Origin of the sequence: Polaromonas sp. (assembly GCF_012927415.1) — a bacterium.
Lineage (GTDB): Bacteria > Pseudomonadota > Gammaproteobacteria > Burkholderiales > Burkholderiaceae_C > Polaromonas.
Window position 1 is genome coordinate 1 of sequence record NZ_JABBPF010000115.1, and the last position, 10,186, is coordinate 10,186.

Genomic DNA, 10,186 nt, shown 5'->3' on the forward strand with positions numbered 1-10,186 from the left:
CAGTGTCAGGTCGTAGTCTTCAATCGGCGGCACAGGTGGGGAGTCCACATGGATGTCAAGCATCACCTTGGGGTAGCGCCGACCAAACTCGGCGATCAGCGGCGCCAGCACATGCACGCCAAATATCGGCGGCGTGAGGATGCGGATGACGCCGGCCATCTCTTGCGCATGCGCCTGCGCGGCGGCATGGGCTTCGTCAATATCGTTGAGGATGTGTCGCACGCGGGCCAGGTAGGCCTCGCCGGCATCGGTCAGCGCGAGGCGGCGGGTGGTGCGCTGCAACAGGCGCACGCCCAAGTGTGCTTCCAGGTCGCCGACCAGCCGTGTCACGACGGCTGCCGACAGGTCAAATTTGCGCGCCGCGGCGGCAAAACTGCCATCGTCCACGACTTGCTGAAAGATGCGCATTGATTGAAGCCGGTCCATGGGTTTGCTCCTGAATGTCTTATTGTTGCTGTTTCAACATCAATGTATTGTCTGTATTGCTGTTTTTTGATTGATATCAGTGGAATAAAGTTCATGTATCGATGAGTCCAAGCCATGCGAGGACGACTCACCGAGGCTGGACAGACGGAAGTGCCCGCCATGCCCGGAATGTGACTTCAACTTCAAAAGGATCTTCATCATGAAATCAAACTTCATTGCCGCCGCTGTTGTGGCCGTCGCCGCCTTCACTTCAGTGGCGGCGTCTGCCGATACCTTTAATCCCTACCTGTTCGACCAGATGAAAGCGCCGACGAGCAAAACCCGTGCGGAAGTCAAGGCCGAAGTGCTGCAGGCCCAGCGCGGAGGCGCGGTCGCCAGCTCCAGCTTTAACGGTGCAACCGGACAGCAAAGCGCGGGTGTCTTCCCTGCCGAAAAGGCCGGTGCAGCCCCGCAAGCCGCCGCTGCGTTGTCTAAAACCAGCCAGCAGTAAGGCCGCACACCGAGCCCGCAACTGACCGGCGGGGTGGGTCGGGTTTCAGCCCGATCAACGCCGTGACGGGCCTTGCGGCTGTCATGGCGTTTGTCCGCTGGGGTAGGGAAAAAAGCATTGCCTGATGCTATAAAAAAATAGCAGTCGATAACCAATACCATTGGACCGGAGGCTGATTCCGTATAAAAAGCACAATCTTCGCTGCCCCGTGGGATTTCGGGCACCGGACGAGCGCCACGCCGGACCTGCCAGCGCGGCATCTCAGTCAGGGAAATCACGGCGTTGTCTTTTTTTGGCAATTTTGCGCGCTTCGTAATGCGCCATCAGCGGCGTCACCGAAATGCCGTGAGCGATCACCGAAGCCACCACCACGGCCAGCGTGAGGGACAGCAGGCGCTCGGCCAGGGCTGGCTGGATGTTGTGGTTGATGGCGTAAAGCAGGTAATACAGCGAGCCGATGCCGCGTATGCCGAACCAGCCCATCAGGTTGCGCTGCGATCCGCCGACCGGCGTGCCGAGCAGTCCGACATAGACCGCCAGCGGGCGGATCAGCAGGAAAAGCACCGGGACAAACCACAGCACTTCGCGCTTGAACTCCACCGTAGCCATCAGCACGCCGACCGCCAGCACGATGCCCACCTCGATGAAGCTTTCGAGCTGGCTGTTAAAGCGCTGCACTGCCTTCATCATGTTGGCGGGCGCTTCAGCGCCGGAGGCGGCGCGGTCCGCGTCGCTTAATTCGGGCAACGGCTCGGCCGCTGCGGCCGGTTTGACTTCGTCGATGCGACGCAACGCCAGTCCGGCAGCGAACACCGCCAGAAAGCCGTAAGTCTGGCTTGCCAGGGCCAGGCCATAGGTCAGCGCAATCAGGCCCAGCGCGATGAATTCGTCGGAACCGAGCGCCTCGCGATGACGCATACGAAAGTAAATGATGGCCCGACCGACCAGCGTGCCCAGCAGGTAGCCCAGGCCCAAACCGCCCGTGACGGCCCAGAGCACATCCACCGTCCACCAGCGCCAGCCACCTTCACCCAGTTCGTGCAGGCCAAGCAGGCCCAAGCCCAGCATCACCAGGGGAAAAGCCGTGCCATCGTTCAGCCCGCCTTCACCGGTCAAGCCAAAACGCAGCCGGTCACGGTCGCCCAGGTTGGACACCTGCACGTCAGAAGCCAGCACCGGATCGGTCGGCGCCAGGATGGCCCCAAGCAGCACCGCCGCGCCGAGGGGCAAGCCCAAACCGAACACGCCAAGCGCGGTGATGGCAGCCACCGTGACCAGCATCGACACGGTCGCGAGTTGCACCGGAATGCGCCAGCGCCGGTCGCGCAGTGGCAGTTCGAGTTTCATACCGGCGGTGAACAGCGAGACCAGCACAGCCACTTCGGTCAGGCGCTCCAGCAGCACGGTGTTTTTCAGGGCATCGAGCCGGAGCAGCCCCAAACCCAGGGGGCCGATTGCCACACCTGCCCCCAGGTAAAGCATGGCGGCGCTCAGCGGCAAACGGGCAATGAAGGAGCCGCCCAGCGTCATGGCAATCAGCAGCAGGCCGGCAGCGATGCAGCCGAGCGTGAAAGCGGAGGGTTCGATCATGACCAGGCCGGCGTGCGCTGCTGCCTGGCGGCACAAAACAGGGGTTTCAACATTCGCACAGCTTAAAGCAGGTATGCGGGGTGGCGCAGCCGCGGCCCGCCAGCGAAGGCAGCGGCCCGAGGCACTCGATGCTGCGTGGCTATGGATGGAATGCGGTCCTGGTCCAATGGGAATCGCTATTAGCTGCTATGAAAAAAATAGTAAACAGGCGGTGTGGCGGTGAAAACCTACCATTCCACCAGACTCAGGCCGAGGCTCAGAACATTACGCCTCTTGTTGTAGTCCAGCAAGCTGTCGCCATAGCCGCTGAACAGCTGGACGTGGTAACGCAAGCCCGTGTAGGCGGGCGACGATGAGGGGGCCATCAGCCAGTCAATCCGTGTCGATCCCCGGGCTTCACTGCGCAGCGAGTGCCGCAGCGTCACGGCCACGGTGTTGGCCTTGTTAATCTGCCAGGTGCCGGTGAGTTCGGCGCGGCCAATGTAGTTTTCAATGCCCGGGTTGTTGTCGTCGCCCGGCGACTCGCGCAGCCGGTCCCAGAGGCGGCCCTGCAGGCGCAGGCTGGACTCGGGGCTCAAAACCTTCTCCGCCGCGCCCATCAGGTAACTGCGGTTCCAGCTGCGTGACAGCGGATCTGACTGGCCGTTGGACTGGTGCACCAGCCCGAGGCCTGAGAGCCGGTAATTCCAGCCACCGGGCAGCGCGATCTGGTGCGGGTAGATGTAAATCAGCTCGGGCTCGTGGTCGGTGGCGCGAAACGGCCGCGACAGCGCCGGACTGAACAGCTGCCAGTAGCTCTGCTGGGTGTAGCCAAACCAGAGCGAATCCTGGTCGTCTTCGTCCACGTCGCCGTTCTTGAACAAGCCTTTGGCGAGCTTGGTGCGTACCGAGAGCTGGATCTTGGTTTCCGCATGCCGGTAGGCGGGCGGCACTGTATCACCGGCGACCGGGGGCGGCGTGACGCCACCAGACATCACAAAAGCCAGCGAAACCGGCCGGTAACCGCGCAGGGAAAAAGTATCGCAATCGGTGCCGCGCTGCAGTTCCCAAAACCTTGACAGCTCGGAATACTGGATATTGCGGCAGCCAATCGGTTTGCCGTCAGGCGCTTCGGTGTTGAGCGAGGGCAGCAGCAGGATTTGCGTGGCCGGCTGGCCGGTCGCCGGATTGGCCGGTACGGTGGTCGTTGAGGCCAGCGGCGTGTTGGCCGGCAACTGCGAATCCGCCCACTGCTGAAAACATGTCAACTGCGCCATATCGGTCTTGAGCGCCTGGCAGGCTTGCCAGCCCAGACTGGACGGGCGACTGGACGGCGGGGTAACGGCGGAGAGGGTTTGCGCTTGCGCGTGACCGGTTGCCAGCAGGCCAGCCGCCAACAGCAGGCGGCGCAGGGTGGAGGGTTTGAAGGTCATGGGTTTGCCGGAGCGTCGGTGTCTGGGAATCCAGGCCGCGCGATCAGGGTAGTTTGGTGAGCGTGAAAGGAACGTCGGCTGCATCCGGGCGCGCGCTGGCGCTGGTGTCTTTCCAGAGGCCCTGATAGACCTTTCCGCAGGAGCCCGCCACCATTTCACCATTCCAGGTGCCGGTGATGCTGATGTGGTCAGAGGATTCGTCGAGTAGCAGCAGACCCTCATCGAGGTCGCCAGCGAGTGCGGCCTGCGCAGCATGGCCGGCGATGGCGGGCGTGCCAGCCGCCTTCCCGAAATCACGGCTGACGCTGCCCGCCAGGCTCTCCGTGAATTCCGCGTGACGCTGAAGCAGCAGCGTGGCGCGCTCAGGCAAACCGGCGGGGGGATGGCTGAATTGCACAGACCACAGGCCATGCAGCTGTTCGGCTTTCATGCTGCTCGCCGGCAGACACGTAAATGCAGGTGTTTTCTGGGCGTTTGCCGTTGTCGCAAGGGCGCAAGCTGCTATTAAAAAAAGAGGAGAGAGAAACTGTTTCAAAGGCATGGATCGGTGAATGGCCCGGCCGGGGCGCACAAGGCTGGGCTGTGACAGGAAGCAATCGGGCGGGTCGCGCCACGCGAAAGCCAACCGGGCATGTTATCTGAAAGGCGCTGTCCGGTAATTTGCACCGCCAGGTCACCGGCTTTCGGCGCCAGCGGCGGCTACCCGTGCGTCAGCGGATTTTTTGGCAAATTCCGCGCGCAGTGCCTTGAGTTTTTCGCGCGGGTCTTCCCTGATGGTGGCTTTATCAAGCGCCATCTCGGCAATAAAACGGCTGGGCACGCCCGGAATCATGTCGCGGCCCTTTTTGCGTTTGCGCAGCCAGTTCACCGCCAGCGTGCGTTGCGCGCGGGTGATGCCGACGTACATCAGGCGGCGCTCTTCCTGCAGGCGCAAAGCAATGCTGCCGGTCTTTGCCGGGTTCGTGCCGTCGTCGTCTTCCAGCTTAAAGGGCAGCAGGCCTTCATTCACGCCGGCCAGCACCACATGCGGCCACTCCAGTCCCTTGGAGGCGTGCAGCGTTGAAAGCGTCACCACGTTCTGGTCGCCTTCACGCTCGCTGATGGTCGACAGCAGCGCTATCGTCTGCACCACTTCAAGCATGGTCTTGGCGGGCTTTTCGACAGTGGCGCCGGACGCATCGGCGATCTGTCCGCCGCAGCGCTGCGCCATCCAGTCGCAAAAGTCCATCACATTGTTCCAGCGCGCGCTAGCGACTTTTTCGCTTTCCTCGCCGTCATAAAGGTGCTTTTCGTAATCGATTTCCTTCAGCCAGTCGGTCAGAAAAGTGCGCGCGTCTTCGGCGCCAACGCAACGTTTGGCGCGGTATTCCAGGTCGTTCAGGTAGCGGCCAAACTCGCTGAGCGAGCCGACGGCCTTGGCCGGCAGCACCGAACTCAACGAGTGGCTGAACAGTGACTCGAACAGGCTGAGTTTGTAAGTGTCGGCAAAGGTGCTGAGTGCGCCCAAGGTGGTGTGTCCGATGCCGCGCTTGGGCGTCTTGATGGCGCGGATGAAGGCCGCGTTGTTGTCGTTGTTGACCAGCAGCACCATCCAGCAACACAGGTCCTTGATTTCAGCGCGGTCAAAAAAGCTCTGCCCACCTGACACCTTGTAGGGAATCTGCGCCTTGCGAAAAGCCTTTTCAAAGGGTTTGGCCATGTGGTTGGCGCGATACAGCACGCAGAAATCCTTCCACTCGCGGTACTGTCCGCCCTCGACCTGCAGGCTGCCCTCGGCGCGCAGGCTCTGGATGCGAGCGACCACGCGCTCGGCCTCGTGTTCTTCGCTGTCGCAATCGACCACCCGAACCGGCTCGCCTTCGCCCAGTTCGCTGAACAGGGTCTTCGGGAACAGCTTGGGATTCGGACCAATGACGTTGTTGGCGGCCCGCAGGATGGCGCTGGTCGAGCGGTAGTTCTGCTCGAGCTTGACCACTTTCAGGTTCGGGTAGTCCTGCGGCAGGCGTTTCAGGTTGTCGAGCGTGGCGCCGCGCCAGCCATAGATCGACTGGTCGTCGTCGCCCACGGCGGTGAAGCGGCCGCGTTCGCCGACCAGCAGTTTGAGGACCTCGTACTGGGTGGCGTTGGTGTCCTGGTATTCATCGACCAGCACATGGCCCAGCGCTGCCTGCCATTTGCTGCGCACGGCTTCGTGCTCCTGCAGCAATTTCAGCGGCAGGCCGATCAGGTCGTCAAAGTCCACGCTCTGGTAGGCGCTCAGGCGCTCTTCATAGTGCGCCATGATGCGCGCAATCAGCCGTTCTTCATCGCCGATGGCCTGCGCTTCGGCCTGGGCAGCGTTCAGTCCGCTGTTTTTCCACGCGCTGATGGTCCATTGCCATTGGCGCACGGTGGCTGCGTCGGTGCTTCCGCCCGCGTCTTTCAGGATGCTCGTCACATCGTCGCTGTCAAGAATTGAAAACTGCGGCTTCAGCCCCAGTGCCGCACCGTCCTGGCGCAGCATGCGCACGCCAAGCGCATGAAAGGTGCAGATCAGCACGCTGCGCGCCGCTTTGCCGATCAGGCTTTTGGCGCGCTCGCGCATTTCGGCAGCGGCCTTGTTGGTGAAGGTGATGGCGGCAACCTGATCGGGCCTGAGCCCGGCCTGGATCAGCCGTCCGATCTTGTGCGTAATGACCCGTGTCTTGCCCGAACCCGCGCCGGCCAGCACCAGGCAAGGGCCATGCAGGTAATTGACGGCTTCCTGCTGGGCGAGATTGAGTCCGGCGCCCGCAACCGAATTGGCGGAAAGTACGGCCGATGAAACAGGAGGGGGGGAAGACATGCAGGCGAAGGTAGGGGAAGGGTGCGAAAAAAGCGGAGGCGAGCCGGCATCATAGCGAGTCGCCATGCCGCCAGCCCTGCCGGTGACAATACGCGTTGTGCTAAGCATCCTCCTCGTTACCTTTCCCTTCTTTGCGCTGGTGCTGTGCGGCTACTTGGCCGCGCGCAGCCTCATGCTTCCCCATGCAGCGATTCCGGGGCTCAACAGCTTCGTGCTGTATTTTGCGCTGCCCTGCATGCTTTACCGTTTCGGCGCAAGCACGCCGATTGCGCAACTCCTTGATGCCAGCCTGGTGCTGGTTTATCTGGTTTGCGCGGTGCTGATGGTGGGTCTGACGATTGCCTTCTCGCGCCGGGGCCACCGCATGGGCTGGAACGATGCGTCCTTCGGTGCGCTGGTGGCCGCTTTTCCCAACACCGGCTTCATGGGCGTGCCGCTGCTAGTCGCGCTGCTGGGCGCGCCGGCTGCCGGCCCGGCGATTGTGACCATCGCCCTGGACATGCTGGTGACCTCATCGCTGTGCATTGCGCTGTCGCGCCTTGACGGCGCGGACCAGCACGGCGCGGCCAGGGCGGCGCGGCTGGCTCTTCGGGGCGTGCTGGCCAATCCGCTGCCATGGTCGATTGTGCTGGGCGCGTTGGCCTCGGCCCTGGGGTTTGTCTTGCCCAAGCCGCTCATGAGCACCGTCGGCCTGCTCGCCGATGCGGCCGCGCCAGTGGCTCTATTCACCATCGGTGCGGTGCTGGCGCGCTCCCAAATGAATAGCATGAAGCGCACCCCGCTGCGCGACTACGTGCCGGTGGCGCTCATGAAACTGGTGGTTCATCCGCTGCTGGTGGGCGGCGTAGGGCTGGTGGCGATTGCTGGGGGCCTGCCGCTGGACCGATTCGCCCTGACCGTGGTGGTGCTGGTGGCGGCCCTGCCCAGTGCCAGTAACGTGGCCATGCTGGCAGAGCGCTTCGGCGCTGACAACGGGCGCATCGCACGCATTATTTTGCTGTCAACGGTGCTGGCGTTCTTCAGTTTTTCGGCGGCGGTGGCCTTGCTGGCCTGAGGGCAAGGGCGCTGCTGGCGATGCGTCAGTGTTCGTGTCCGTGTCGATGATGAATGTCCGGGAAGTGGGGGTGCTTGTGCGTCACCACAGCGTGCGCATGCCAATGCGCGTGCGGCCCGGAGCCCTCCCATTCAAAGTCGTGCGGATGCTGGTGATGGCCGTCATGCGCATGGCGATGGGTGTGCGCCAGCGGCTCGTGCAGGTGCTCGTGATCATGCTTTTCAGTCAGGTGCAGCCAGACGCCCAAAGCCATGAAACCACCGGCCAGCCAGAACGCCGGCGTGGTGGCTTCGCCCAGCAGCGCCAGCGCCAGCGCAGCACCGATAAAGGGCGCGGTTGAAAAATACGCACCGGTGCGCGCGCTTCCCAAACCGCGCAGCGCCAGCACAAACAACACCAGGCTCAGTCCGTAGCCGAGAAACCCGACCGCCGCCGTCGACAGCAGCGTGAGGGCGTTTGGCAGCACCGCCCCGAGCGAAAGGGCCAGAACGGTATTGACCGTTCCGGCAATCAGGCCCTTGCTGCCGGCAATAAACAGCGCGTCCGAGGCCGACACCTTGCGGGTCAGGTTGTTGTCGATGGCCCAGCAAAGACAGGCTGCGGCGATTGCCAGCGGACCGGTCCAGCCGGAGGCAGCCATGGCACCCGCAGGCCAGGACAGCACCACCCCACCGGCAACAATGGCGAACATGCCCAGCACGATGCGGCGGTCAGCGTTTTCCTTGAAGACAACCCAGGCAATCACGGCCGTCAAAACCGCCTCCAGATTGAGCAGCAGCGACGCCGCCGAGGCGCTGGTGTGCGTCAGGCCAAAAAGCAGCGCCACCGGACCCAGAATGCCGCCAAAAAAGATCGCGCCCAGCAGCCAGGGCCACTCGGATCGGGCAAGCCCCGAAGCCTGCCAGCCCCGGTCCCGGACCAGCCTTGTCAGCGTCAGGCCCAGGCCGCTCGAAAGATAAAGCAGCCCGCCCAGCAGCACCGGCGACACCTCGCCGATCAGTAATTTGGCAAAGGGCGTGCTGGCGCCAAACAGGGCAGCGGCGAGCAGGGCGTAAACGATGTTGCGGTTCATGGGCGCATTGTCGGCGACTGGCGCGGCAGACTGGCGACGGTGCGCGTACCATGCGTCTGTAAGCTTTGCCTGACAGTCCCCCATCACGACAATCACGACAATCACCACCTTTAACGGCCTCATCTATGGACAACCCTTCTTCTTACACGCCGCCCGCGATCTGGACTGATACCCAGGCGAACGGTGGGCGCTTCGCCAGCATCAATCGCCCGGTCGCAGGCCCGACCCACGAAAAGCAACTGCCGGTCGGGCGACATCCGCTGCAGCTCTATTCGCTGGGCACGCCGAACGGCGTCAAGGTGACGGTGATGCTGGAAGAGCTGCTGGCAGCTGGCCACAGTGGCGCGGAGTACGACGCTTGGCTGATCCGGATCCACGACGGAGACCAGTTCGGCAGCGGCTTCGTGTCAGCCAACCCAAATTCCAAGATTCCGGCGCTGATGGACCATAGCGGGCCGGCGCCGATCAGGGTGTTTGAGTCAGGCGCGATCCTGATTTATCTTGCCGAGAAGTTCGGCGCCTTTCTTCCTGCCGACGGCGCCAGGCGCGCCGAGTGCCTGTCGTGGCTCTTCTGGCAGATGGGCAGTGCGCCTTTTCTGGGCGGAGGGTTCGGCCATTTCTACGCTTACGCACCGACCAAGATCGAATACGCCATCGATCGGTACGCCATGGAGGTCAAGCGCCAGCGTGATGTGCTCGACCGACGCCTCGCGCAGAGTCCCTATCTGGCGGGTGACGACTACACCATTGCCGACATGGCGGTATGGCCCTGGTACGGCACGCTGGTCAAGGGTCAGCTCTATGAAGCGGGTGAATTCCTGCAAGTCGAGACCTACACTCATGTGTTGCGCTGGACAAACCAGATTGCCCACCGTCCTGCCGTCCGGCGCGGTCGCATGGTCAACCGCACCTCGGGTCAGCCGTCCAGCCAATTGCACGAGCGCCATGATGCCGGCGACTTCGAAACCAGAACGCAAGACAAGTTGGCCGCGCCGCTTTGATGCCGGCTTGCTGTCCTTCCCTGTCCTGTCCTCTCGGCAAAACCCCATCATGATCACCCTCTACGACTGCATCACCGCTCCCAGCCCGCGCCGCGCACGAATTCTTCTTGCCGAAAAGGGGGTTGCGCATGAGACGGTTCAGGTGGATTTGAAGAATGCCGAGCAACTAAGCGGCCTCTACCAAAAAATCAATCCGCAGTGCACCGTACCCGCCCTGCGCACGGAAGATGGAGCCATGCTGACCGACAACGCAGCGATCACGGCCTGGCTGGAGGCCCGCTACCCGGAGCCGCCGCTACTGGGCATCAGCCCGAACG

At 62.8% G+C, this 10,186-nt stretch carries 10 protein-coding genes; 4 read left to right on the forward strand and 6 right to left on the reverse strand.

The genetic code is table 11. The annotated features are described in order from the left end of the window. Window positions 1-426: LysR family transcriptional regulator (locus tag HHJ19_RS11255; protein WP_296907284.1), on the reverse strand; the 426-nt coding region annotated here is incomplete at its 3' end. Window positions 427-625: 199 nt separating this feature from the next. Between HHJ19_RS11255 and HHJ19_RS11260 the strand changes: the two genes are divergently transcribed. After that, window positions 626-916 (forward strand): DUF4148 domain-containing protein, encoded by a 291-nt coding sequence (locus HHJ19_RS11260; RefSeq protein WP_296907286.1) that lies wholly within the window; start codon window positions 626-628, stop codon window positions 914-916. A 261-nt stretch (window positions 917-1,177) separates the two neighbouring features. Here HHJ19_RS11260 and HHJ19_RS11265 read toward each other — a convergent pair whose 3' ends face one another. From HHJ19_RS11265 to HHJ19_RS11280, 4 genes are all read right to left on the reverse strand, one after another. Then, window positions 1,178-2,506: a cation:proton antiporter gene (locus HHJ19_RS11265; RefSeq protein WP_296907288.1), complete on the reverse strand. Its 1,329-nt coding sequence runs from the start codon at window positions 2,504-2,506 to the stop codon at window positions 1,178-1,180. 227 nt (window positions 2,507-2,733) lie between these two features. Continuing rightward, on the reverse strand, window positions 2,734-3,918 hold the full coding sequence (locus HHJ19_RS11270; RefSeq protein WP_296907290.1) for a phospholipase A: 1,185 nt from the start codon (window positions 3,916-3,918) through the stop codon (window positions 2,734-2,736). A 43-nt stretch (window positions 3,919-3,961) separates the two neighbouring features. After that, the gene (locus HHJ19_RS11275; RefSeq protein ID WP_296907293.1) at window positions 3,962-4,348 is read right to left on the reverse strand and encodes a hypothetical protein; all 387 of its coding nucleotides are present in this window, start codon (window positions 4,346-4,348) and stop codon (window positions 3,962-3,964) included. Between the two features lie 243 nt (window positions 4,349-4,591). Beyond that, window positions 4,592-6,742 carry an ATP-dependent helicase gene (locus tag HHJ19_RS11280; protein ID WP_296907296.1) on the reverse strand — a complete coding sequence of 717 codons (2,151 nt, stop codon included), beginning with the start codon at window positions 6,740-6,742 and terminating at the stop codon, window positions 4,592-4,594. Window positions 6,743-6,839: 97 nt separating this feature from the next. Here HHJ19_RS11280 and HHJ19_RS11285 point away from each other — a divergent pair, with 97 nt between their 5' ends. Next, on the forward strand, window positions 6,840-7,796 hold the full coding sequence (locus HHJ19_RS11285; protein WP_296907304.1) for an AEC family transporter: 957 nt from the start codon (window positions 6,840-6,842) through the stop codon (window positions 7,794-7,796). A gap of 25 nt (window positions 7,797-7,821) precedes the next feature. Here HHJ19_RS11285 and HHJ19_RS11290 read toward each other — a convergent pair whose 3' ends face one another. Continuing rightward, entirely contained in the window at window positions 7,822-8,868 is a 1,047-nt protein-coding gene (locus HHJ19_RS11290; RefSeq protein ID WP_296907306.1) for a DMT family transporter, read from the reverse strand. 125 nt (window positions 8,869-8,993) lie between these two features. On the opposite strand from HHJ19_RS11290, the gene yghU reads away from it, so the two are divergent. Then, window positions 8,994-9,869 (forward strand): glutathione-dependent disulfide-bond oxidoreductase, encoded by an 876-nt coding sequence (gene yghU / locus HHJ19_RS11295; RefSeq protein ID WP_296907299.1) that lies wholly within the window; start codon window positions 8,994-8,996, stop codon window positions 9,867-9,869. 49 nt (window positions 9,870-9,918) lie between these two features. Next, the coding region (locus tag HHJ19_RS11300; RefSeq protein ID WP_296907302.1) for a glutathione S-transferase N-terminal domain-containing protein at window positions 9,919-10,186 on the forward strand (268 nt) is incomplete at its 3' end.